Origin of the sequence: Metabacillus bambusae, from assembly GCF_017497975.1 — a bacterium.
GTDB classification, from domain to species: domain Bacteria; phylum Bacillota; class Bacilli; order Bacillales; family Bacillaceae; genus Metabacillus; species Metabacillus bambusae.
Window position 1 is genome coordinate 255692 of sequence record NZ_JAGDEL010000003.1, and the last position, 25534, is coordinate 281225.

Below are 25534 nucleotides of genomic sequence, written 5' to 3' on the forward strand. Positions count from 1 at the left end.
CCTCCACTTCTTTTCTATCAGAAAAAAGAATTACTATTACGTATGTAAGCCAGTCATAAGTATTTATCTTTTAATTCTTGATTATTAAGATAAAATCCTTCTTCAGATAACTACTATAAGTGCGATTACCCTTATTCAGCAAACGTAACCATTTAGTTTAAGAAAAAGCCTTGAATTGACACATATAAAGAAAATAGACAAACAATAACAAATAACCAACCATATGCTTTTCGCTCTTTTTTAAATTCTTCTAACCCCATTACCAACACCATTAGACCTAAGAAAAACATCATATAAGGCTGTAGTTCAAAATTACTCTTAATAAGTCCATAAACTGCAAATAACATAGCTACTATCGAAAAAATATAACGTAATATTTTCAGCAAAAAAACACTCCTTTTTTATTGAGTAAACCTCCCCATTAGTGGAACAAGAAAAAAGCTGCCTCAGCAGCTACAGTCGTCCAATTCTTGTCATTTTACTTACGGAGCAAAAGGATAAGTGCGAGGTAGTGAAGTCATTATTGACAAAAATAGTAGTAAAATTGTCAGCGTCAAACCAGTAAATTTATTACTCCCATTGAGATTAAGCTTTTGTAGCAGAAAAGAAATACAATATAAAACAATGATTATATAAGGCAAATTGTTACTGCCAGTCGTAATATGAAGTATCATTGAACCAATTATGATAATTCCAGCGGTGATGTTAAATAATTGTACTTTTTTTCTCATTTTCATCCCCATCTATTTATAAAGTTAATATATAATTCCATTCATTAAAATATTTTCCTCTTAAAGAAACCTGCCCTTTAGTTTAAGTATATTTCTTCACAATCTCACACCAATATAACATGAGTATCCATTTTATAAAGAATCCTTATGCAATTAAATGACCCAATTTAAAAAGACGCGTTACTCAATAAACGCGCCCTTTTATGGAATAAACTTTCGGAAGATTTATCTCCAATATTGCTTCTTTAGTTGTTGTAAACTATGGCCACAGAAGTACTTTGATCCATTCGTTATTTTCCATTCGATACAATAAGCGTATATGCTTCCTTTCTCTATCTCCTTGCCAAAATTCTACCTCACTTGCTGTTACTTTATATAAACACCAATGAGGGTCTACTGTATTAGGTTCACTTTTCATTCGCTCAATTTGCTTTATAAATGATTCCTCTAAGACTTTACTGTCGGGCAAAACTTTACTTTGTTTTCCTAGAAGAGCAATGGCTCGTGCAACTTCCCCTCTTTCTAAAAAATCCTTTGCACTTAGCTCTTTTTCTACCCTCAATGAGGTTCCTCGTATTCGAACTTGCCTGCCAATCAAAGACCAATAAAAAGTTAGAGAAACATTTGGATTCATCTTCAATTGTTGTCCCTTCATACTGTTTGAGCTAGAAGCAAAATACCATCCATCTTCATCAATATCTTTTAAAATAAGTACTCTTGCATCAGGATGCCCAAAACTATTGATGGTAGAAAGTGTCATGGAGTGAGGTTCATGAACTCCATTTTTTATAGCAATATGAAACCATTCTTGAAAGAGCTCATTTGGATTTGAAGGAACATTTGTAGGGTCAAATTTTGGAAATGGTCCTTCCAAAGATTTGAGGTTTCTTAGTAGCTTATTGGTATCCTTCATATGTATACTCCTTTTCTCTAATTTTAGCGTTCACTCCAAGAGGCTTCTATCATTTCTTTATATTCCTAAAGACTGAAGAGATCCAAGGTAAAAATACTAAACTCAAGACACATCTTATGGAAAATCGCTATGAAAAATTACAAAAATAACAATTTACAAAATACTCCAATATCATTTATAATAAAAACATTAATAATTAACATTTTTGTTTAAATGTAGTTATTTCCATAGTATAAATAAAAGTTCCATGCATTTTCTATCGATTGTAAGCGATTACAACGAAATTAGAATCAGTTCCCTTTTACATAACTTCCTCTAATATAGAGTCAATAATAGTAAAAAAAGGATTCGTTATTCTTGATAAAAGCCATCATTACACGTAATTCAATATTACACAACAAAATTTCAAAAGGGTACTACTTTTAGTAACTCAATTCTATCTTAAGGAGGTGATATGGTAGGTTTGTTTTAATACAAAAGGTAATCAAAAAAATTTATAGGGAGGTAAAAAGTATGGTTCACTTCAGAAAATTATCCTTTGTATTGGTTGTTGTTCTTCTATTAAATATATTTTCCCCTGCAAGCGCAGCTTTTTGGAATCTATCAGGTGAAAGAATGATTCACGATCCTTCTATTATTAAAGAAGGCACAACATGGTATACATTTGGGACAGGTGAAGCTGGAAAAAATGGGATACGGGTTCTAAGATCTGATGATGGGACTAACTGGTATACTACACCGACTATTTTTCCCACTGCACCCTCTTGGTGGAAAACTTATGTACCGAATCATGAACCAAACCAATGGGCACCAGATATTCATTTTTTTAACGGCCGGTATTGGTTGTATTATTCTGTTTCTTCTTTTGGATCTAATACTTCATTGATAGGACTTCTTTCAACACACAGTATATCTTCCGGGCAATGGAGAGATGATGGCTTAGTTATACGCTCAACAAGCTCAAATAATTACAATGCAATAGATGGAGATCTAGTAATTGATGCTAATGGAGAACCATGGTTATCCTTTGGTTCATTTTGGAGTGGGATTAAGTTAACAAAGTTAGACAAGGTTACAATGAAGCCAACCGGTACTATTTATTCTATAGCTTCACGACCTAATTCTCCAAATAATGCAATTGAAGCACCAAATATTACTTATAAAAACGGCTATTATTATCTATTTGTCTCTTTTGATAATTGTTGTCAGGGAGTTAATAGTACATACAAAATTGCATATGGGAGATCCAAATCTATTACCGGACCTTATCTTGATAAAAATGGTGTCAACATGATAAATGGTGGTGGAACTATTCTCGATGCAGGAAATAGTCGATGGATTGGGCCCGGACATCAAGATGTTTATAACAACAACTTAATAATTCGTCATGCATATGACGCAGAAAATAATGGAATGCCTACAATGTTAATTAATGATTTATATTGGGATTCACAAGGTTGGCCATCTTACTAGGGTTGTGCAGCAAAAAAGGCATAATAATAGCTGCCTTTTATTATGTTCACATAGGTCTACACCAATGTTTTGAGGGGTAAATAAAAGCTAAGTGTCGACTTTCGTTTAGGTTTACACTTAGCTTTTGAAACATGATATCAAATTGAATTTTTTTTCTTTTGTGACCGTTATTCCATTAAAGCGCCCTTTAACAGAAGACTCGACTTCAAGATAATCTTAAAAGACATTAATAACAGACTTCCTTTATTGTGCCTGTTTTGTGGAAGATCAAGGAGTGGAAGATGATCATTTATGTTGCCTCTTGAAGTAAAGTACCTGTTTAATTAAATGAATTATTTATTGGGTAACGTTGGGGAAATACAGATTTACAGCGAATCCACAATACACTCTAACAAGCTATCGAGAACTTATACCTTTTGTATCTATGCTTACACCACTGGAAAACTCTGCATTATACTTTCTTTACGATCTTTCATGAAATTGCTTCCCCATGAATGAAGTTCTTCAATTTTACCCCCACAAGCATTAAAAAGCTTTATATATCGCCCAATTACCTAATAGCGGTACTATCCAGGCATTCTGGTTCAACTCGGCAGCAAGAAGGGACGGCAACACCAAAATTCCTGAGCCAATTGTAAATAAGATGAATAATACCGTAAATTGGTGTACCGATATTTTACCTTTGTCTAGCATTTTATCCACACCTTCTCTGTTCCTTCTTAAGCGTTCAAACAATCACTTTACAAACAAAAAGAAATTACTCCTTTACTTTTTCATTAGGAGAATTTCCTATTTTACCGATCCTGCGAATCTGTACGTCTGCTTTTACTTCTACTGGCATGTCGGCAAATTTTTCATCCCATTCTTTTTTAACCTTCTTCCAATAGTCGGGATTCGAACGGTGTATCGCCTCACCAAAGCCAAACACATCGACTTTAAATTCTTCCTGAACCGTCTTTATCGATGATTCAATTAACTTTTTCACTTCTTTATTCGATTTCTTTTCCAAATCATCTATCGTTTTCGTTTTTGACAAATCAAGCTTCTTACATTGAACATCGCCAACATTCCCTTCCACCTTAATTTCAATCGTTCCTTTTGGTGATCCATTTTCCACTTTGGCTTTAAGATCAGTTCTCGTTCGAATCACCTCAATTGCTACTTTCCCTTTTTCTTCTGGACAAGGCACTTCACCAATCGTACTTTTTACATTGCCTAGAACGTAATTTACCGCTTTACTCTCACTTTCGTTCAACCAGCCGATTAGTTTTTCCCCTTTAAACACGGCAAGTTCTGAATACTGTAAATCAACATCTGGATCAATTTGTTGAACATTGTTTACTTTTTCTCCCTCTTGTACATCCCCTCTTATCTGAATTCCGCTTAAGTGAGGCTGTATTCCCTCGCTCACAAGTTCCGATATCAGTTCATCCAATGTCACGGCTATCGAAGGCGCCCACGCTTTCTCGGACGTTTCAAGAGATGAAAACAGTTTGTTTGCGGGAATATCTTCTAAAGCCGGCAATACTTTCAACACGTTTTCCGCTTTCATATCTTTCGCAACCACTACGTAAAAATCGGTTCGCAAATGGTGATCCCTTGATATAAAATCTAACGCTTCACCAATTCCTTCTTCGGCTAATTCTTCTCCAATTACGAGAATTCGCAAATGAGGAAAATAAAGTTTTCTAGCCGAAACCGTTGTCATTCTTCTTATCGCTTCAAAAACGGTGTTTCCTTTTTCCTGATAGGTCATAACCGGTAATTTCTGACTGCCAGCTCTTGTAGCGGCAACCGCTCCTGGAATGACGACCTGAGTGGTAATAACATATTGATCCTCCGATTTATCAATCCCCATTCCTATCGTGATAGCGAGTTCACCCAATTCCCGCCGGTTCCAACAACCGGATAAAAGGTTAAGTAAAAGGATGATAATAACAAGCACTCCGATTTTTCTTCTCACTTCCGAGCCCCCTTTCTTAAGTTCTCGAGTATTTTGTTACTTCCTCATCTATTTCAATAAACTCATTATTAAATCACTTAGTGGCTAGTAAATTATTGCGATCCATTCGAGAGGATTTGGAATATTTAAATCTAAACTCTCTGCAATACTTAACCCGACCTCAAAAAGAAGCAGCAGTGAAAACACCCATGATTCCTTTTTCTGTTTTTCCCAGAGTGGTGGTACTTCTAGAACAATGATCAAAATCGCTACGAGAAGTATCCCCGCAATAACCCACATAACGAATTGCTCCTTTAATTTTTCTAGGAAAGAATTCCGGTCTAAACGAAGTGGTGTATTCTCACATTAACCTTTACTTCTACCGGCATGACTGTAAATCGTTCATTCCCTTTATTTGATCTTCGTACAATCCTATTTTTGTTTCCGTTGCTCCGGCTTTGGTGATGGAGTATCTTCCCGTTCGACATTTTTCTGGCTAATTAAGCGAGGACGTGAAAATAATCCAAAACGCGGTAAACGGAGAATAGCATCCTTTTGATCCTCTGCAATAAACGGAGCGAACGGAGTCATATATGGCACACCAAACGACCGTAAACTGCATAAGTGAAGAATAAGAGCAATCAAGCCGACAATTATCCCGAATAAACCAAAAGATGCAGCAAGTCCCATAATGACAAAACGCAACATTCTTACCGCAATGGCAAGATTGAAAGAACTGACAATAAAGCTTGAAATTGCCGTAATCGCCACGACAATGACCATTGCTGCGGAAACAATGCCGGCTTCGACCGCCGCCGTTCCAATTACTAGTGTCCCAACAATCGAAACCGCTTGTCCAATCGTTCTATAAACTAATATAGTAGTGCCAATTGTAAATAAAATGACTATTATCATAAATTGTCTTACTGATATTTTGTTCTTCAATAATTCGTTCACCTCTGAAAGAAATAACCCCCTCTTTCCCAACTATTTTATCCATTTTTCCCCTGTTACATAATCATGGTTCACAATAAGATAAAAAACAATAATTCTAATAAGAAATCCGAGCATAATTTTTTCCTTTTTTCATTAACATATTCAATTGGAAACACTATAATTTAATAGGACTCCTTCTTAAAGTAATACACTGTTCAATAAGCCTTATTCTATTAAATGGCCCTTTTCATGAAGAAAGGCGCTTTCCTTATTTCAGAAAAGCGCCCTTTCGTATTATAAGGTCAGCCAGAAAATATTTCTGGTTGACCATTTTTTATATTGATATATGATAGCTGTAGCCGGGGTAGAACGTAAGAGCCCGTGGGACTTGATCCCGTCAATTAAACCGTTCACCCCCTACTTGTAGAAACATGTTTGTGGCTGGTTGGGACTATGATCTCGTATAACAAGCGAAGCTATGATACTACAAAGAAGGTATTAGGGGTAACCGGCAATTTAATTTTTGGGTTGAATCACCATCTAAAAACATTTGGGTGTGGTGAGTTGACAGTTTCGTTCATATCAATGGAATAACACTTTCTATTACCTCCATCAATATTAGGACCATTATTTTTAGTTTAAGTATAAACCATTTTTATCTTAGCAAATTTGGTCAACTAAATGAGCCGAACACGAAAAGACGCGTTCCTCAATAAACGCGCCCGATTGTTGCATAAGGAAAAAGTTTTCCAATTAAAAAACATAATTGTTAAAATTATTAACTCAAAATATTGCTCAAAAGTTTCATCTTAAAAGTTGCTCTCGTTCTTCCATTTGATGCGATTCTTCCATCCATCGGTTAGTTATTATGAAAAGGCCAGATAAAATTTATCACTAAATTGCGGAATCTTCTTTTCTATCTACTACTCGACTAACTATTTCAGTTACGGTAGCTCTACTCATTTTTTCCTTCCCCTCTGTTAAAGCATCAAGTGTACCATGAGCAAGAGCTATCGGGATTTTACAAAAATTAAGGATCGGACCGGGTTTAATATCCTCCATATAGACGTCAGCCAGTGCTAGGTTATGTCGTGCGTACATAAACATATCTTCTAACTCCCATCCCTCGGGAAAGAAATCCACACCTCGTTCTAAATCTTCAGCACGATTGCGAAGAATATTGACGGACTGCAAGCCGCGACCAAAGGCTATAGCTAGGTCCTTGTCCGTTTCAACATCATCGTACCACTTCCAAATATCTGAGAGCATGACTCCTACCAAACCTGCAACGTAGAATGTGTATTCATTCAAACCTTCTTCATCCTGAATCTGCCACTCTTTTAAAGCCCAGTCCGCCATTCCCTTCGCCATAGTAGATGTAGAATTCGAAATGTTTTCTACAATTGTCGGTGGACAGAGCTTTATCCAATCGCCAAATCGTAAGGTAACCTCCGGCAAAAGGGAGTTGTATGGGTGAAATAAAGCCATCAACTCCTTATTATTGAAGGGCTTTTTCAAGAGGACGCTTATTGAATGTAATAGATTATGTTTGGATTCCAATCCGAGTTGGGGGTGGTCTTCAATCTCGTCAATAGCTCTCATACATAAGTAGGCGGATGTAACTGCTTCTTGTAATCCTGACGGAAGATGACTAATCGGAATAAAGAAGGTCCGACTTGTCGCCATCAACATGTCTATCGCACTTCTATGTAAATTGATTGCTTCACTCATCTTAAATTGTCCCCTTTTTTGTTAATATGCTAATTTCTTTAATTTTTATTGTACTATCCCCACTATATCATATATCTAAGAATAAAGTTCTAACACAAAAATTAAGCCCTTGTTACTCAATAAACCTGCCTTTAGCTGGTGATGACCAAGAAAAAATGGACAGCTAAAACTGTCTATCGTTGTTCAATTCTTACGCACGATTGTTGAAGATTAATTATATTATGGAATGCAACTTATCCGGCCTACGCTTATTGAACTATAGTACCAGTTAGCTCAAGAACAATATGTTTTTTATTTGATTTGACTTCCCTGCAAAATATCCTTTAATTGGTTAACACTTTTAACAATATAAGTAGGGTTAGAATGACTTAGTTCATCAAATGAACCATATCCATAAGTTACTCCAATAGAGTCAATACCAGTATTATTTGCACCAATAATATCGTGCTCCCTGTCACCGATCATAATATAGTCATCTAGTTTATAGTCATTATACTTATCTAGTATGTATTGAATAATTTCAGTTTTTGATGTTCTTGTTCCATCAAGATTACTTCCGACAACAAGGTCAAAATACTGGTCAATATTAAAATATTTTAGTATTTGCTCAGAAAATACAGTAGGCTTTGAAGTAGCAACCACTAAAGTAAATTGTTGTTCTTTTAACGATTTTAATAATAATGGAATATCTGTATATAACTCATTCTCAAACATCCCCTTTTCCTTAAATCTTTCCCTATAAAAACCAATCGCTTTTTTTGTATTTACCTCATCAAAATCGTAATAATCAGCAAATGAAACTTGAAGTGGTGGACCAATAAAACACTCGAGTTTATCAATATCTGGCTCAAAAATGTCCATTTTATGTAATGCATATTGAACCGATTTAGTTATACCTACTTTGGGGTCTGAAAGTGTTCCGTCTAAATCAAATAAGATTATTTTGTATTTGTCCATATTAAACTCCCTTATTTATCTAATACCTCCCTAATTTTATCATAAAAATTTCAAAAAATACCAAACTCTTCTTCAACTAAACTACACCGCTAGTTCAACAAGGAATACGGCTTTAGACATTTGTTTCTTTAATTTTTTGAAATTATACTTACAAAGAAGGCAGTAATTGTTGCAATTAGAACATTAATTACGCTTTTATAATTATTCTCAGGAATAAAATAATTCGTTAAAAAGACTGATAATCCCGTCTATATGCCAATATGTGCTGCCTGTGACTTACTATATTTGTTATTCAAATTAATTCTCCTAACCAAGCTATACTGTAAATCTTAGATAAATAATCTCTCGTTTGAGTGCTTTCCTATCCTAACAGATCTTCTCCGAACCATTTCTACAATATAGGGAATGATATCTCTAAATTATCTTCTTTCCAATCAAATCTTCTAAAAGGAATATTTTAATAAGTTAGGGTGTTGTCAATTATTAAAATGTTCTGTTAGCATTTAATGTTGATTTTGTTAGAAATAGAATAGGCTACATACTTTTGAAAAACAATAAGAGGAGCAAAAACGTGCGGGGTTGTCTAAATGATACGAACCATAACCGAGCAGGACTGGGTGTCAGAGTATACAAAAGGGAAGAAAAATCCACTTCCTGTTGTATTAGGTACAAGAGGAACTTGGACTGGTAACAGGAAACCGATGATTATATTGATTGGTTTTACCATTGAAGATGTATTGGTGTTAGGTGATATATATGGAGTATCCCATCATCCTGTTAGGGAAATGAAAGACCAGAGAGTAGCGTATTATGCTATCAATATTATTGACAAGAAGAAAGTAAAAGAAATTATTGAGGAATGGAAAGAACAATGATAAAAGTCAATAGTAAGGCTTAAGAGAGCCATTAAAATAAGTGACTTTATTTCCGGAATTGGGGTTTCTTTAGCTTTTAGTGTTTTTCTTTAATAACCTTAAAGAATTATAATTGTTATTAGTTTTTTCGTTTACAGAACTTTTAATTAAAAGTTTAGATGTCCAATTATCAAAATAAAATAATTTTGGAGATTTTAACTGTGATACAGTATCAATTTAGATAAAACTATTTTCGTCAAAAACTTTGTTAACTATATTCTTACTCCGTTTATAAACTTGTTCAAGAGGTTACTCACCCTATTTCTCTACTTCGATTCAATCTATTGTCATTTCTTATCATAAATATAATTTCTTCTTATTACAGGTATGCTGCTATCTAGTCATAAGAAGAAAGGGGTGCCTTAGTAACCTCTGTTCTTCAACTCTTGCGCCCTTTAACGGAATAACACTTGTGCTTATGGACTGGTTTATGAGAATAACCCTGATTTTAACGTAAATACTATAGTAGAATTAGTTTACATAATTAGGCTTTTTTCGTTACTCAATTAAATCACCCTTTCGTTCAATAAAAAAATTCAGACTTAGCAGTAGTTTATTAGGGTGTATGACGGTGACTTTCACTTTCTAATTGATCGGGGTGAGTCCAAATTACCCCCAGAAAAAGCGTGTCAAATCGACTCTCCTTTAAAGTTGATATGTATAGTAATCTTGTGAATGTACAGCTTTGAACCCTACTGATTCATATAACCCTAGAGCATGGTCATTTTTCGTCTCAACTTCTAAGTGTACCGAATAACCATCTGAACTTTGATCTTTTATGACTCGACGCAACACTTTTCTGCCAATTCCTTTGCCTTGATGCTCTGGCAAAATGGAAAAACCATATATCCAAGCTTGCCCATCTATTCGTTTTAGACGAATTTTCCCTACCGTCTTTTCGTTCACATCAATCATTAACATGTCGGTGTCTTCCTCACTATCGAACAAACTTTCCATTGATAGGGCATCTTCTTTTGCCATACCTAACGCTTCAACAGATAAACGTATACGCATATCTAAATCATCTACATTTGCTTTTCGCAGTGTTAAACCCTCTACTGTTTCTAAGGAGCTTTCTTGCCACACCATTTGATGTTCTGAAAACGTATAAACAGCACCTTGTTTATTCAAAAAAGCTTTTGCTGCATGTGACCCTGCAGGTGCGTTCAATAAGATTTTCCTGTATCCGTTTTGTTTAGCTGTTGCTATCCCCTTTTTGAACAAAAGGCGGAATTGTCCCTTACGTCGTTCACTTGGCTTCACCATGCCGCATACTTCCACAGTAGATCCAAAAGAATACAAACCTAAAAACGCGACAAGTTCATCTTTTTCATAATGAAGAAAGTCTAGTTGATTAGTTTTGCGATTTTCTAGCATATCCCAGTTAAGTTTCAGTTGTAAATTATCTTGAGTTTCGCACTCTTTTTGTAGTTTTTTAATTGCTTGTAATTGTTTTGTCGTTAGCATAGTTGTCTCCTTTATTATGGTCGTTTTTCAATTGTATATTGCTTATCTTTCTTACAAATATGAGAATTCAATATGATTTAGTAGTTATCCTTTTCAAATGATAAAAATAAAATTAACCTGCTATTAGCTTAATAAATCTTATTCCATTATCTGGCCCTATTCACAAAGAAAGAGCGTAATTCTTATTCCTGACATGCCCTATTCCACTCGTAGCCAAACTCCGAAAGCGACTGTTGACGTTTGCTTCTGTTATCGTTGACCGCTTTTAACGCCACTTTGTATAATTCGTCGCTCAATCGCCATTTTTCGATTGACCTGTCTTTTTCTCCTCCAAACAGAGCAAATGCTGTAGCTCCCATTAAATACACATTAGTTATTTCATCTATGGATGCACCGAGTGTAAATTCCTCCGGCGACATAAAACGTGTTGATCCCCACATTCTGCCCATCGTATTTATATATGGCATTTTAGAATAGAGATCAATATCACAAATAAGGGTCTTTTTTGTGCCAAAGTTATACATAATACTGCCGTCATAAAAGTCAATGGCAACATATCCTTGCTTTATAATATGTATATGAAATACCAGTATGTCGTTAAATAATTCAAGCCTTGTGCTGTCCGGCATCTGCAAGAACCTTTCTCTGGACAATGGATACATTCTGCCCATACACTCCCCGTCTGACCATTCAAAAATAGAGGCAAACCCTTTGCCTACTTCCTCCGCTTTGATAAATCTGATCAAATTGGGGTGCGCTAAATCCTGATAAATCGGAACGGTGGATTTCAGCCTTGCTATTGCATCTTCGGGTTTGCCGGAATATTGCTCTGTGGGTGCGCCAGCAAATTTTATAAAGTATTTCTTATCACCGTTCTCTACACCGAAGCAGATATTGCCCGAATCTTGATCATCATAAATCTTGAAAATCTCACCATATTGCTCAATGAAAGAGATATCAAAGGGAGATTTTAATTTGTATGGAATATTATTTATGTACTGAATATAAAAATCTGCCAAATACCAAGTCGGCGTAGGATTATTCATGCCGTCGAACCAAGTTAGAACATCTTTTGCCTGATTTTTCATAATGGTAACTTCATCTTCACCGAAAGGGATTGCCCAATATATTGACGACAGCATATTGCTGCTTAAATAAAAAGCCAAAAGCGTGAAGAACTGCACAGGCGGTCTTCCGTTAAAATAACCGTTAATCTGCCCTGTGGCAAAGTGCGGACTGGCAGCAGCACTCCACACAATCCGGTTAAACTCTTCCCACGGGTCACCGTAGTCATTACGGTTGAAATCGATTATGCTCAGTTCTCCTTCTGGCGAAATAATCATATTCCCCACATGATAATCACCGTGCTGAAAGCATTGCGGCCTTCCTTCAAGAAGATGTCTGTTTGACTCAATATAGGCGATGATTTTATCGTCACCATCTATTTTTATGCCACAGTCATTGTATTGTTTAATTTTGCTGTCTGTTTTGTGGTTAAAACGTGTTTCCCATTCTTCTTGTTCATTTGGTGCAGGAATATTGTGGATTTTCCTCAATATTCGCCCCGATTTCACCCCGAGTTCATATTGCTCAGTTTCGGTCATCTTAGGTAACACAATCTCTGCATCTTCGCCGTCACACCATATTAAAAGCGAATATACACTTTTGCCGTTATTACAAATACCAAAATCAACAGTCTGCGACATAGGTACACCGCATTCGGCGAACAGCTTCATCATTTCAAATTCGCTTTTCTTCTTGTCATACTCTGAAATATCAGCTATGCGAAGCAGCATTTTTTCGTTCGTCACGGTTTCAATATAGTATTTTTTGTCGCTCGACCAACCTTTGTATATCGGTTTGATTTTTTCAAATGTTGCGTATTTTTTTATATCGAACACGATTTTACCTCCTTATTTTTATTCCACATAAATAATCAATCAATAGTGCACACACCGGCATTTATAATGGCATCATACACATCCAAACTGCTGAATGATTTACCAAAACCTTATTCAACTCTGCTCAATAGCTCTTTTAATGTTTAATATTGTATTGCATATTCTTACTGCTCGATTGCTGATAATCAGAAATAGATCCTATTCGCTGGTTTCTTAATAAAAAAAGAGCCGCCGTTGCAACTCGTATTGTTCAACTATCGTGCCCTTTAATGGAATAACTACATGAATTAGCGGGTTTTGCAGAGTAATAAGTTTAATGTTCTTAAACAAGCCCTCTTTTATTGAATATGATAATTAACTGAAGCCAGTTCGTTAGTTCAAGAGGGAAAAAGAATTCCTTTTTTTTATATTTTATACATTTCGTAGTTTACTAAGTAATTGGAAAATCTGACCCCTATGATTTGATTCATGTTCAATTAAATGGTATACAACCCATTCAGGTGAGACATCATAGTGTTCAAGTACTCTCAGTTTACGCCAATCCGTTAAGTCCATTGAACGAAAATGGGAAAGAAATACTTCACGTACCTTATTAAGGCGGTGAAAATGTTCCTCTAAACTTTGTCCTTCAATATGGGTTAAAGTGCCGTCTTTAGAATGGCTTTCTAACGGAAACAACGAGCGTATTTCAGGATCCCATTCAGTACAAAGAATTTCTACATATAACCAATCTGCCTCGACCAATGCAATGTGATATAACAGCGAGCCAATCGTTTGTCTTTCATCAATTTTTGTGTCTAGTGTACTTTGGCTGATTCCAGTTAATTCTGATATAAGAATTCGGCGAACATCTTCTAAACACCATAGCCATCGACCAATTTCTTTTTCATATTCTGGTAACGGAGATACCAGTAAAGATTTTCTCTTCAACGAGATCACACTCCTCTTAAAGTGCTTACATTCAATTAAAAATGGATATTTCCTTCTTTTAAATAAAAACCCCTTCCCTTATTCAACAAAATGGCCCAATAAAATGGACACGTCTTGTGGAATCGCGCCCTATAATTGAACAAGATAAATTGCTTATTAACTATTTTTTATTAGTTCTTCTCTCCATAAACGTTCCATATTTACTTCATTGTTTGTATAACTTAATAGAAACACATCAGGATTACTAAGATTTTTCCAACAATCAAAATCAAAGCTGTTATCATAATTCTTTAGCAGTAGAGACATTAGATTTCCGTGAGTAACGAATATTGTTTTTTCAGTTTCACTTTTAAAAACTTCATCTACAACGTTTACTATTCGGTTCATAGCTTCTTTACTAGACTCTCCTCCTTTAAATTTCAACTCCAAATCATCGAATGTTACTTTAAGTTTTTCAAGCCAGTCCGGTAAATCCGTTGTACTAAGTGTGCGTTCTGATAAACGTTCATCAATCTCTATTATTATGTTTGTTTCCTTACTTATTGGTTCTACTGACTGAATTGCACGTAAAAAAGGGCTTGATATGATTCGGTCAATTTTAGTATTGGAGAAAAATTCAGATAAATATTTCGCTTGTTTAAATCCCTTTATTGTTAGTTGTGACTCCGAAGGTTGCCCCTGTGCTTCACAATGCCTTACAATATAAATCTCTTTTTTCATACAAAGTTCCCCCCAATTATGTCCCTTCCTTCATAAAATTCAAGCACAGAAAGGTCTGAAAGCCATTTTACTAATAGGTAAGCATCCCTTTCTTCTAATTTGCGAACTTTTAAATTACAGTTTTGGAATAACATAATATCCCTCATTTTAAATACGTTTTAAAAGGTATAATTCACTTTTTATAGGGAAATCCCTCCAAATAAGTTGATAAACCTGCCTTTTAATAAAAAAAGCCATTCCCCATCTTGAAGAATAGCGCCGATTCTTGAATAAGCTATTACATAATTTTTGCGAAGTGCGTTATTACAGTTTCCGGATAATCTTTTCTTATTTATTAAATACTATCCTTAATTTTCACTAGTACATTTGTTATGAAAATTAAATGAGTACAAATTTTGGCTATTGTTATTTTGCTAGTCTAAATCTTATTTATTTTGTTTGAATAGTCTCTATTTGGAATGCATGGGTTAAAGAGTTAAATGCATTTTCTAAAACTACACTCATTGTTTTACAGTTAGCATTAACTTAATATATATATTTTTTTCATAATTGGTTATCTTTTATAAAAGTTTGTTCAAAATAAATCCCTAATAAAACATTGAATGTAAAATACACCAAATGACTTACAAAGCCTTTTTAGAAACAGGCACCAAAAATGCAAGCGCATATTTTCACTCACAAAGGTAACATTACTATTTGTACGACATCCAAACACATCCCTTAGGAGGTTTTCAGCATGGGCTTTTTTGATTTTTTTAATGAAGAAAAAACGAAAAAGGAAACTCGAAAAGAGGTACGTGATGTAGCTCACACTGCCGATACAGAATTTGCAGCAGAAGATGCACATCTTGATCTCCGTGAGGAAGAATTGGACATCGACAAACATCGGGTGGAGACGGGTGATGTGACGCTTCATAAGGACATTGTTGAGGAAGAACAATCAGTGAATGTCCCTGTTTCACATGATCAAGTCGTTATTAAACAAAGAGCCGTTGATCACGAACCAACAGATGAACCAATTACTGAAGAAGAAACGGTTCACATTCCAGTAACTGCTGAAAAAATTGATGTAGAAAAGCATACGGTCGTCACTGGTGAAGTCTCTGCTCATATACGTTCGGTTCAGGAAACAGAACAAGTACGTGACGTACTTCGTAAAGAAGTTGCAGATGTTGAATCACATGGTAATACAGATATTATCAATGAGGACTAATTGTTCCCACCTACTTAACTTCTTAGTTAAGTAGGTTTCTTTCCATCCTCTTAACATAAAAAAAACTTCAGGAGGTCCTATGGGGAAATATATTATTATTGGTGCAATATTTGGTAGTATAATCGGTTGGATAACAGGTTTTTCAGCCGTAATAGGATTCGTTTTAGGAGCAATCGTTGGCGGCATTTGTCATACAATGAATGCGAGAAGAAAAATCGACGAACCCTCTGCAAAAACAAATAAAAATCAAGAACAAACACTTCAATTACGAGAAGAGCAGTTGGACATAAAAAAAGAACGAGTACAAACGGGTGAGGTAAAGGTTCATAAAGAAGTCGTCGAAGAACTTAAAACGTTCACTGTTCCGATTAAGCGTGAAGAAATGGTAATAGAAGCAGGAAATGAGGAGGAACTTCGTATTCCTCTGAAAGTAGAAGAAGTTGAAATAAACAAACACCCTGTGCAAGTGAATGAAGTATCGGTTACAAAACGTCAAATAGAAGAAATAAAACAAATAAAGGAAAAGCTAAAAAAAGAAACAGTACACGTCGACGTTACAGGTGATGCGGATGTCATAAAAAAGCCGTCAAATGAAACGACGGAATAAACCATTTCCGCCATTCGGGTGGTAACAGGTGAAGGCGCTACCCGACTCCTTCTTCGTAACCTTCGAAAGTCACTTTCGTCTCACCAATAACCAACCCACGATGCTTTGATAACACCGTTGCAGCCAACTGCATCAAAAACGAATAAAGGAATGATACTGCAATACTTATTCACAAACTCAATTACCTCGGGATTTTATGGTTTTTATGTTCATTTATGGTTTACATATATGGATTTACCAGGAGCAAGTTTTTGTTTTTAGGGATACCCATATAGAGCAATTCCTTTTTTACCTTATTTTTTGCGCTAGATGTCGATTAGTACCAGATTTTTTTCCCTTCAGCAGTCTAACCTGAAAGAATTTCTAATTATTTATGGGCTTTATTTGTTAATATAATTAATTCATTGAGGTTTTTAATTACAATTTCTTTTTTCGATGGAGGTAAATCCGAAATGTTTGCAATGATTTCTTTTCTTTTTAGTTCCATTTGTTTCAAAATGTCCTTATTAATTCCATCTAAATTACAACTATTTTCTTCGCCCATCTCTAAACCCCTTTTCTTTTAACAATATATATTGTTAATCTTAAACAATTTTAAGGTTATATTGTTTTACCTTTTATATATGGATTAAACCATGGCAACTACCTTAATTTTCTTTGGATGAAAAAGCCGGCATTCCTCTATTAAAGGATTGCCGGCTAAAAGGGAAATTCCTCTGGAGTATCTACCATATCATAGATTGTTTACAGCTTAGTTAATGAAAAATAACAGTTTGATAACAGAGATTTTTAATGAATACTTTATACAAATTTAGTTAACATAGTCAGCTATTATCGGTAATCAAAACATATTGGAATAAATTCTGGTATGTTTTTTAGGATCAGAAAGAAGAATATTGAGTATTTAAAATAAAAGGCTACCATATAGGCAACATAAGGGTTTCTCATTTTTCATCAATTTACTACCCTTTATAGTCTGATACAAAATTTCTGATTTCTTGTATTGGTATTCCCAAATTAATAACCATTTGAATAAGTTCAACCCATTCTTTATCAAGTTCTTCTACTGTATCGTTTTTCTGACTTAGCATTACTGTTCCCTTATCAAAATCAGAGGGTACCTCAGCTATATTTCTCACATCAGATTCAACTTCTTCTCGATACCCCTGTGATTCTTCGTGTAATAGTTCCCACTGTTCATATAGGTTTTTTGCTGTCTGATAGTCATCGAAATCCACTTTTAAATCTGTATTTAATTTTTCTTTTAATTCGAGGTATGACATTTCCCATTCTTCTAAACTTTTTAAATCAAAGAGTTTTGAAAACCTAGGTTTTATACTTTCCCAGTGAAAATAAATGTTATTACACCATTCCAACAAATCTTCACGGTATTGTTTTTGTTCTACTATTTCCATACATCTCCCTCTCCCAGCTACATACGACTTTAGTGACTTTGATTTTTGTGATGACCACAATTTTATACTATGTTTCTACTAATGTCCTAGGACTAGACACTTGCCTAAAATGCGATCAATCATCTATAAACGTAAGATTGTTTCAATATATTTCCTAACATGATTTAAAAAATAAAGCTCAATTTAAATGATGTGGGCTACATACAATGAGGAATTTAAAATGACAGTAATCACAAACCTAAAACAAACGATACAGGTTTAACAAGTGCGCAAGCAAGCTTAGAAGGATTTGCGCTTGACACTGATAACCAGCGGCAAAACAACTGTATCAAAATACGGCTCAACAAACACAACTTGTCATTGAACAACTATCTCCACGTCTTCAGCAAGTTGAACAGTAAGAACAACAATACAATCAACAATAAAAATAAAAAATATATAAAAAATCAATTTTGGTGTGAGTAGTGGGAATAATGATAATGCCATGTTTTCTTTCTGTATTTTCTTTTTTTCTTATTATTAGAACGCCGTCCAAAAGCGTCCGATGAAAGCTCTCCTTTTCGTAATCGGGCACTTTTTATTACCTAATTGCCCAGTGACAGGGTTGCTGCTATATACCGCAAAGTAGTTTACTGTATGTGGAACACTTACTAGTGTTTAACCAATAATAGTTACCAAAAACAACAGTTATTGTAATGATACGGCAAAACTATAATATTCAATGAAACCATTTGAAATTCATCATAAAATATTGCCAAAAGTATTACCAAATATCTTTACCATAATATTATCTTTCTTTTTCTGCTGTTTACTTTGTGGTCTATTATACGAACCCTGTCTCTACCCCTTATAAAATGCATAAGCCCCTATTTTCTAAAAATAAGGGCTTATGTCGTTTTATAGGAAAATCATTTTTTTAATTCTTTCTATATCTTTGCATTCCGATTCACTTATCGCTAATAAAACATTTCATTAACTTCCCATGATTCGACCATTTGATGTGCCATCCTTGGATCATATCCTTTACCGATCAGATAGGCAATAGCTGCAATTTCCATCATTGCATGAGGGACAGATGTTGTTTGAGCTTCGTTTAAACCATACTGTACCCACGGTCCAACCTGTGACAAGGTTTCTTGTTTGAGATGGTGTGGTGTAGTGTAAGAAGGATACACAATATTACATCCTTTCAAAATATAGTTAAATATCACAATCCCATTTTATGCACCTAAACTCACCCTGTGTTAGGTATATAACCTACTTATATAATAAATAATGGATAACATCCCGTATAATAAACATTGCTATGATTTAATACTATTTTATTGAAACAAAACGTATACCCTATTCATCTTTAGTTAACACAATCAGATATTCTCGGCATTTAAAAAGGATCTTAAATTGAAGATCCTGTATCTTTGAAATAAAGTTTAAGCAAAAACACCTTGTAAACCCTTATTTTACGATAAATAAAAAGAAGCTATTTTGAAAAAAGATTAATCAAAATGGCTTCTTCTTCATTAGATTTTAGTTTGTTTTTTATAAAAAAGGTTAATCATTTTCTACCTATGTTGTTCAACAATCGCTCCCTTTAATGGAATAAATAATAAGTTTCTTCTATTAGCTTGTTTAACTATATAAGGAAATGCTGCAATAAAATTGATAGCATTTATTTTCTATTGTACTCTGGAACAATCTTTAAAAAATTTACTGTAAAAGTAATAAGCAAAAAATGTTGATAGAATACTTACTTCCATATATAGATAAGCGTATTTATTTGCCTCTTAAATGTCTACTTATTAATCTTTTATCTGAATAAGAATTATTTGATGAGGATTAATATGGTTTAGGTTGATAGAAATAGTTAGGCTTATTAATCTCATTTTTATATGATTTATGGAAGATATGTGTTGTAGCTGGTGCTAAGGGTGGAATAAGCCAAGTCCAATCGCCTGAAACTTCCCTTTCACTATTTCTTTCTTTTTCCTCAAATTTTTTAAATTGTTTAGCAGCTGTATGATGGTCTACGATACTAACCCCATCTGTCCAAAAAGAATGTAAGACTGCAGTATTCAATTCTAAGATTGCCCTATCTTTCCATAGAGATATACTATTTTTAATATCCAACCCCATTAAATTTGCTATTTGAGGGAGCATATTATAACGTAATTCATCTGCTAAGTTTCTTGCTCCGATCTCTGTCCCCATATACCAGCCGTTAAAGGGAGCCGCAGTATATGTAATGCCACCAATTTCTAACATCATATCTGAAATGATAGGTACTGCATACCATTTCAGATTTAAATCTTCAAACCATTTGTAATGAGGATGACGAATTGGAACTTCAAGAAGAAGGGTCTCTGGAATCTCAACTAATTTAGGCTGATTTTCATTAATTTGAATAACTAGAGGTAAGACATCAAATTTCCCAAACTTTGGTTCCCATCCTAGTTTTATACATGTCTCTGTAAAGGATAAGGAGTGTGGATCCCCCAAAACACCTCGTTCAGTTTTATAACCTGCATAGCGAATTAACTGGTGATTCCATATACGTACCGTTTTATTGGGAGATTTCTGTGTAAAAACTGTTATTGTAGGGCGAATATGCCCATTATTAGTTGCATATCTGATGTGCTCAAATAAGGCTGAAATAATTTCCTCTTCTGAATTTAAGTTTCTCTTATCTATAACATTTAATTGTTCCCAAAATAATCTTCCTATGCAACGATTACTATTACGCCAAGCTACCTTTGCTCCATATTCTAGTTCCTCAGCTGTATGTTCATAAAAATCATAAATTAGTATCTGTTTATTAATTTGATTCAATCTATTTTCTAATTCCTGATTAGTTTTATTCAATTCTTTATAACAAGAACGGATAAATTCCTCTGCTTCATTAAGTAAATCGTTAGTCAAAGCAAATCCTCCTATGGTGGTTTATGTTCTCCATAATATTATAGTAGATTTGAATAAAAACAAACTATATTTGTTATAAAATCAAGGTTATCGGTTTACTGGATTTTATTAATCCAATTTTGTTTAAGTTCTTATTCAATTAAATGGTCCTTTAACGGAACAACTTTATTTTCTATCAACAGTTCATTTAATCCACCTTTTAATTTAGATGTTCTTTCCTTTCACTATAAAAACACCCCTTTAGATTATCCAAAGGGGTAGAGCATCGCAACATTTTTATAGACGTCGCGACTTTATTTTAAACATCTCATCTTTTTTATAAACATCGCGACTTTATTTTAAATCCACAGATCCTTTTATGTTATTTAATTAAATCGCTCATTATTATTATGTTTGCGTATTTATTCTTAGAATTTACTATTAAAATACGTATTAGATTTTTGGAATAATCATTGACCCACGCCATAGAAAAATGAGGATTAACGATTCCTTCTGATTTCCTCTATCAATGATTGTTTAAGAGTAAGTGTGTGTGTGATGACTACAATAGCGCCAATGCGAATAATGGTTTCTAAAACCTTTGTACTGCGTTCTTTTTTGCGACTAAACAATGATGTAAGTTCACCTTTTGGGTTTTCGTGTTAATATTTGTGAATTCAGTGTTTTTATACATTACTAACACAGTAACATATCAAATTAGTCTGTAAGAGAACCTAAAAATGAATATCAAATCTATTTAACATAATAGCAATTATGGGTAATGGTAAAGGTTTGTTTTTACTTTGGGTATAATGATTGATGAGTAAATTAACGATGGAAGGATTAATTTATCTTGGTAGAGAAAATAATTTTATGGTCGCTGCTCATAATTGGAATCGCTCTATTCTTTTTTAGTTTAAGAAAACCACCAATTAAAGATTGGATTTTAATTTTTTTATTGACCTCTTTTTTCTCAATATTTCTTGGTGTTCTTGTTGTAGAAGAGAAAATGCTCGAATATCCAATAAGTTTTTTAAGTAAATATTTCAGTTCCAGCCTTCTTTATGAATATCTTTTATTGCCAGTTGTTTGTATTTACTTTTATCAAAAAACTTATTATTCAAGATATCCTGATATTATTTTGAGATGTACATTGTATACCTCTGCTTTAACGATCATTGAGGTTCTTTTGGAAAGATATACTGATTTGATTGAATACCACACATGGACATGGATACACACGTTTATCAGTATCTTTTTCCTAATGATGTTTAACCGTATCCTTATGCAATTAATTAACAGGCAAGAAAGATAAATTGAAGAATATCTATAATAAAGAAAAATAGCTTTTATATTGCATGCTTTATATATTTTTAGTTGACATAATGAAGCATTAAAAGATCGGAATTGAAAAAGGATCTTCAAACAAAGATCCTTTTGTGCTGCGGATTTAATTAATGCCCCGTTAGCTGAATAAACTTTCGTTTTTACGAAGTTTTTATATGAGTTTATCCAATTCACTTAATAACAATTTTTTTAAATCTGTTATCTCTTCGTCATTGGGTTTAACACTTTCTGAATACATTTCATCTCTTGGTGTCCACCAAACTGGATATGTAGGATTGGGTTCGTTTAAACTCCTAGGGAATATGTGCCAATGTATATGAGGATCACCATTACCCAAGAGTTCATAATTTAGTTTGATAGGTTTAAAAGTCCTAAAAACTGCTTCTGAAACTTTACTCATTTCTACAAGAAACTTTACTTTAAAATCAGAATCCAATTCGTGTAGCTCATTTCTATGTTCCTTACAAAGGAATAGTGTGTAACCTTTAAAATATTGATGGTCACCAACTACTACGTACCCTGTTTCAAGTTCTCTTACAAAATATTTATTTGTCCCTTCTTTAATCATTTTTATACGATTACAAATCATACAATCTTCCATAAAATTCCCCTCCCAAAAAGGCTAATTTATTTTAAACCACTTTAATCCTTTTTTACCTGCATAGGGAGTTGAAGAAGATCCTCAAAGGGGTATACATATAAATTTTGTCGACATAAGCGATGTTATCGGCACAGAAAAAGATCTTCGACTGGAAGATCCTTAGGCTAACTTCTATAACACATTTCGCTACAAAATAAAAAGCTTTGATTAATAAATTATGCGGATAGTATATTATGTACACCCTTTTTTATTAGTATTGTTTTAAATGAAAATAGCCGCATTTAGCACAGCGAATAGATCCGGTTACATAAATATTTACATATTGCTTTTCTTTTTCGCATTGAGGACAAAATTTTAAATTCGTATGTGCTATTTTTTCATTTGTTTTATTCAGAAAAAACACCACCTTTACACGGAATTTAATATTAATTTTATGCTGCAGAAAATAATAATTGACAGTTTTTATTAATTGTAGCCAAAACTAATATAATAAAAAATGACTACCAAGGTGGAGTAGTAGTCAAAAGGAATCTGCAAAAGGTCAAGAAGATGAATTCCAAATTATTTATATGCTGTTGATCTTGAAAAATAAATCAAATATTTTTTGTCATTTTATAATCATTTCTTATCGGTAAAAAGAGATGGGTGTGGTAGCTACTGGGATACCACAAGGTAAACTAGAGCGTAAGGAATGGTCTTAATCTTCATCATCGTTATCGTCGCTATTCTCTAATACTTTTAGAGCTTCCTCGGCTGCTTCAGCCGCTTTCAAAGCCAATTCGGCTGCTTTGCGAGTTTCTTTGATTGTTGTTTTGAGACTTTTTATTACCTTCTTATCATTTTCAGCCATCGATCGTCGCCTCCCATTAATTGGTATGCCAGTCATCACAGGTTCAATTTCAAGAAAATCCATTTGTTCCTGACCGATTACTATTTTATGTAAAAAACAACCAATTAGAATTCCTTTTTTTTCTTATCAAATCGTCTTATCGATGTTTCATCAATTTGAAGACCTGTTATTTTAACACCAGAAGCAATAAATAACTTTTCTATATGAGTTTTTGAAAAATAATCTCAAATTGATATTTGTTTCATCTCGAATTGAGATATATAATAAAAACAAGAAAATACAGCAAACGCTTACAAGATTGTAACTTCAACGTTACTTCTTATCCATAAGGAGGATTTACCTATGAGCCAATTAGCTAGAGTTTCTAAAGTGAATGATTTATTAGAAAAACAAAAATTCAATCAAAAAGAAATTTCCGAAATGACAGATCCACAGATTGAATATTATCACTGGCTCTATTTTGAAGATTCTGTTTACGATTATATGTGAGTTGAAAATAAATTGATAATAATAATGCCTAAAGCCTTTGTACCGAGTACAAAGGCTTTATTGTGCGTTTTGAATGATACTGTTGGTCGGAATCGAAATTGTAGTATATATTGAGTTTTCATGTTTGAATTTGCGATCCTCGAGAATTAGTTGGATTTGTTTGTTGGATTAATTTGCTTTGTTACGAACAAAAGCGCAAGCGCCTTGATCAGCCTCAGGCAAATAAGATGATTTAGAATAGAAGGCGTTCTTTGCCTTCAATTCTAAATTAGCTTATGACCTCGAGGGGCTAGGCGCTGGAGCTGGATGTCGTGCGCTTATCCACAGTTCAAGAATTTTATAATTTCCTAAAACGATAAAAAAGCATTTCCACTTATTGTAGAAACGCCCCTTTTCAAATACAACCCCTTATTGATTTCATTATTCATAACCCTAGCTGCCTTCGTCCACTTGTATTATCTCTTCGTCAGTGATTAAATCGTTTTTTTCACACAGCAATGTATGACTCATATACCATTTCCACTTACCATTTCCAAGGAGGATTTCTGACTTCGCCTGTTTTTAACTTTCCTCTTTTTTCAAAGTCCTTATAATGGATGATCTCAGAGAGAAACTTACATTCATCTGCTTTTTCAAACTCTACTCTGGCTTCATCCTTATTGTCATACTCAAACATTTTTATACTGTCTTGTAAAAAAAGGGTTAAAATCCACACATCAATTCCTCCCTGGATAGTAAGATTAACTGAAGAATCTTTAAGAACGAAACCAAATTCAAAATGAATTAGCTATTTCATGTATAATCTGGCTGTATGTATCAAGTATGTAAAAACAGATTCGTACCGTTCCTCTCTTTCTAGATTCTCTGTTTGTTATCTATGGGATAATTAAAACTTCCTCTAATGAAAACTTATGATAGAACTTAATTTCATTCCTTCTCCACTACGTTTTCATCTATCATCCTACCTTTTTAGCCAGCAATTGAACCTATTCACTAAACAAATTAAAAGCGATTGTAATTAGCCAGCCAAGAGCAAGAGTTCCCGATAGATATGTGCCAATATAAAGGAAAATCCCCATCATGATTCCTCCTTGTATCGTTTTAACTTGGATTTTTTAAAAATTAATCCAATCTACCTTTTCAAAAAGTGGCGAGGATGCTTGCTGCTAAATGCTGATCCAAAAAGCACTAGGCAAAAAGTGAAATCCATGGCAATAAAAGCGTTTTCAATTCTGTCTATTTAGCTGTTGTCAGCTCCTTTCCTTCTAATTCAATGTCATTATAACAAGTGATTCTTAAAAATATGTCGAACCATCGGACATTCACTTATTTGTAAATAGACTGTTAACTTCTCTTAATAAACCGTTATAAAAACTAATATTTGTCTTATAGATGAAATCCTGCTACTCCTTTGGATTTAATCAACTGCTGGATCCCTTTCTAACACCCCAAAATAAAAAAATAACTACTAAGTAGCAGGGAATTTCATCTCACTTCACCTT

The 25534-nt window shown here is 34.0% G+C and carries 24 protein-coding genes and 4 pseudogenes; 7 read left to right on the forward strand and 21 right to left on the reverse strand.

All coding sequences use genetic code 11. The features are described 5' to 3' along the window. Positions 1-152: 152 nt before the first annotated feature. Together I7822_RS06110 and I7822_RS06115 are read right to left on the reverse strand one after the other, a co-directional pair. Positions 153-386, reverse strand: coding sequence for a YczI family protein (locus I7822_RS06110; RefSeq protein WP_207976073.1), 234 nt, complete (start codon positions 384-386; stop codon positions 153-155). Between the two features lie 604 nt (positions 387-990). Further along, positions 991-1644 carry a pyridoxine/pyridoxamine 5'-phosphate oxidase gene (locus I7822_RS06115; protein WP_207976075.1) on the reverse strand — a complete coding sequence of 218 codons (654 nt, stop codon included), beginning with the start codon at positions 1642-1644 and terminating at the stop codon, positions 991-993. 513 nt (positions 1645-2157) lie between these two features. On the opposite strand from I7822_RS06115, the gene abnA reads away from it, so the two are divergent. Further along, the gene (abnA, locus tag I7822_RS06120) at positions 2158-3117 is read left to right on the forward strand and encodes an arabinan endo-1,5-alpha-L-arabinosidase AbnA (RefSeq protein WP_207976077.1); all 960 of its coding nucleotides are present in this window, start codon (positions 2158-2160) and stop codon (positions 3115-3117) included. Between the two features lie 525 nt (positions 3118-3642). On the opposite strand, the gene I7822_RS30610 is transcribed toward abnA, so the two are convergent. The 6 genes and pseudogenes from I7822_RS30610 to I7822_RS06150 all read right to left on the reverse strand — a co-directional run bounded on the left by I7822_RS30610 (position 3643) and on the right by I7822_RS06150 (position 8683). Next, a complete protein-coding gene (locus I7822_RS30610) occupies positions 3643-3810 on the reverse strand; it encodes a GerAB/ArcD/ProY family transporter (RefSeq protein ID WP_207976078.1) in 168 nt (55 codons plus the stop codon). Between the two features lie 64 nt (positions 3811-3874). Beyond that, complete coding sequence (locus I7822_RS06130) at positions 3875-5080, reverse strand: Ger(x)C family spore germination protein (protein ID WP_207976079.1); 1206 nt, start codon at positions 5078-5080, stop codon at positions 3875-3877. Between the two features lie 84 nt (positions 5081-5164). Next, a complete protein-coding gene (locus I7822_RS06135) occupies positions 5165-5359 on the reverse strand; it encodes a hypothetical protein (protein WP_207976080.1) in 195 nt (64 codons plus the stop codon). 132 nt (positions 5360-5491) lie between these two features. After that, a pseudogene (locus tag I7822_RS06140) lies at positions 5492-5926 on the reverse strand (spore germination protein); the annotation flags it as partial. A 963-nt stretch (positions 5927-6889) separates the two neighbouring features. Beyond that, entirely contained in the window at positions 6890-7726 is an 837-nt protein-coding gene (locus I7822_RS06145; RefSeq protein WP_207976081.1) for a squalene/phytoene synthase family protein, read from the reverse strand. A gap of 291 nt (positions 7727-8017) precedes the next feature. Next, on the reverse strand, positions 8018-8683 hold the full coding sequence (locus tag I7822_RS06150) for an HAD family hydrolase (protein ID WP_207976082.1): 666 nt from the start codon (positions 8681-8683) through the stop codon (positions 8018-8020). A gap of 587 nt (positions 8684-9270) precedes the next feature. On the opposite strand from I7822_RS06150, the gene I7822_RS06155 reads away from it, so the two are divergent. Further along, on the forward strand, positions 9271-9558 hold the full coding sequence (locus I7822_RS06155; RefSeq protein ID WP_207976083.1) for a hypothetical protein: 288 nt from the start codon (positions 9271-9273) through the stop codon (positions 9556-9558). 684 nt (positions 9559-10242) lie between these two features. On the opposite strand, the gene I7822_RS06160 is transcribed toward I7822_RS06155, so the two are convergent. The 6 genes and pseudogenes from I7822_RS06160 to I7822_RS29785 all read right to left on the reverse strand — a co-directional run. Next, a complete protein-coding gene (locus I7822_RS06160; protein WP_207976084.1) occupies positions 10243-11064 on the reverse strand; it encodes a GNAT family N-acetyltransferase in 822 nt (273 codons plus the stop codon). Positions 11065-11246: 182 nt separating this feature from the next. Further along, entirely contained in the window at positions 11247-12110 is an 864-nt protein-coding gene (locus I7822_RS29775; protein WP_372442116.1) for a serine/threonine-protein kinase, read from the reverse strand. Positions 12111-12248: 138 nt separating this feature from the next. Next, positions 12249-12965, reverse strand: a pseudogene (locus tag I7822_RS29780) (aminoglycoside phosphotransferase family protein); the annotation flags it as partial. A gap of 411 nt (positions 12966-13376) precedes the next feature. Continuing rightward, positions 13377-13895 carry a DinB family protein gene (locus tag I7822_RS06170; RefSeq protein WP_207976087.1) on the reverse strand — a complete coding sequence of 173 codons (519 nt, stop codon included), beginning with the start codon at positions 13893-13895 and terminating at the stop codon, positions 13377-13379. Between the two features lie 156 nt (positions 13896-14051). Further along, positions 14052-14615 (reverse strand): histidine phosphatase family protein, encoded by a 564-nt coding sequence (locus tag I7822_RS06175; protein ID WP_207976089.1) that lies wholly within the window; start codon positions 14613-14615, stop codon positions 14052-14054. A 20-nt stretch (positions 14616-14635) separates the two neighbouring features. Then, a pseudogene (locus I7822_RS29785) lies at positions 14636-14749 on the reverse strand (GNAT family N-acetyltransferase); the annotation flags it as partial. A gap of 602 nt (positions 14750-15351) precedes the next feature. Between I7822_RS29785 and I7822_RS06180 the strand changes: the two are divergent. Both I7822_RS06180 and I7822_RS06185 read left to right on the forward strand, forming a co-directional pair. After that, entirely contained in the window at positions 15352-15828 is a 477-nt protein-coding gene (locus I7822_RS06180; RefSeq protein WP_207976091.1) for a YsnF/AvaK domain-containing protein, read from the forward strand. 79 nt (positions 15829-15907) lie between these two features. Next, a complete protein-coding gene (locus tag I7822_RS06185) occupies positions 15908-16435 on the forward strand; it encodes a YsnF/AvaK domain-containing protein (protein ID WP_207976093.1) in 528 nt (175 codons plus the stop codon). 367 nt (positions 16436-16802) lie between these two features. Here the strand turns inward: I7822_RS06185 and I7822_RS06190 are convergent, their stop codons facing one another. Together I7822_RS06190 and I7822_RS29790 are read right to left on the reverse strand one after the other, a co-directional pair. Further along, complete coding sequence (locus I7822_RS06190; RefSeq protein ID WP_207976095.1) at positions 16803-16979, reverse strand: hypothetical protein; 177 nt, start codon at positions 16977-16979, stop codon at positions 16803-16805. Positions 16980-17397: 418 nt separating this feature from the next. Next, positions 17398-17850 carry an anti-repressor SinI family protein gene (locus I7822_RS29790; protein ID WP_243459292.1) on the reverse strand — a complete coding sequence of 151 codons (453 nt, stop codon included), beginning with the start codon at positions 17848-17850 and terminating at the stop codon, positions 17398-17400. A 220-nt stretch (positions 17851-18070) separates the two neighbouring features. On the opposite strand from I7822_RS29790, the pseudogene I7822_RS06200 reads away from it, so the two are divergent. After that, positions 18071-18251, forward strand: a pseudogene (locus tag I7822_RS06200) (DUF1657 domain-containing protein). Positions 18252-18806: 555 nt separating this feature from the next. Here I7822_RS06200 and I7822_RS06205 read toward each other — a convergent pair. Both I7822_RS06205 and I7822_RS06210 read right to left on the reverse strand, forming a co-directional pair. Then, positions 18807-19025, reverse strand: coding sequence for a hypothetical protein (locus tag I7822_RS06205; protein ID WP_207976097.1), 219 nt, complete (start codon positions 19023-19025; stop codon positions 18807-18809). Between the two features lie 661 nt (positions 19026-19686). Further along, the gene (locus I7822_RS06210; RefSeq protein ID WP_207976099.1) at positions 19687-20766 is read right to left on the reverse strand and encodes a nitric oxide synthase oxygenase; all 1080 of its coding nucleotides are present in this window, start codon (positions 20764-20766) and stop codon (positions 19687-19689) included. An 832-nt stretch (positions 20767-21598) separates the two neighbouring features. On the opposite strand from I7822_RS06210, the gene I7822_RS06215 reads away from it, so the two are divergent. After that, on the forward strand, positions 21599-22060 hold the full coding sequence (locus I7822_RS06215; RefSeq protein ID WP_207976100.1) for a CBO0543 family protein: 462 nt from the start codon (positions 21599-21601) through the stop codon (positions 22058-22060). 183 nt (positions 22061-22243) lie between these two features. Here the strand turns inward: I7822_RS06215 and I7822_RS06220 are convergent, their stop codons facing one another. After that, entirely contained in the window at positions 22244-22693 is a 450-nt protein-coding gene (locus tag I7822_RS06220; protein ID WP_207976101.1) for an HIT family protein, read from the reverse strand. Positions 22694-23390: 697 nt separating this feature from the next. After that, positions 23391-23543 carry a hypothetical protein gene (locus tag I7822_RS06225; RefSeq protein WP_207976102.1) on the reverse strand — a complete coding sequence of 51 codons (153 nt, stop codon included), beginning with the start codon at positions 23541-23543 and terminating at the stop codon, positions 23391-23393. Positions 23544-23885: 342 nt separating this feature from the next. Here I7822_RS06225 and I7822_RS06230 point away from each other — a divergent pair, with 342 nt between their 5' ends. Further along, the gene (locus I7822_RS06230; RefSeq protein ID WP_207976103.1) at positions 23886-24032 is read left to right on the forward strand and encodes a BH0509 family protein; all 147 of its coding nucleotides are present in this window, start codon (positions 23886-23888) and stop codon (positions 24030-24032) included. Between the two features lie 523 nt (positions 24033-24555). Here the strand turns inward: I7822_RS06230 and I7822_RS06235 are convergent. Then, positions 24556-24747: a hypothetical protein gene (locus tag I7822_RS06235; protein WP_207976104.1), complete on the reverse strand. Its 192-nt coding sequence runs from the start codon at positions 24745-24747 to the stop codon at positions 24556-24558. Between the last annotated feature and the right edge of the window lie 787 nt (positions 24748-25534).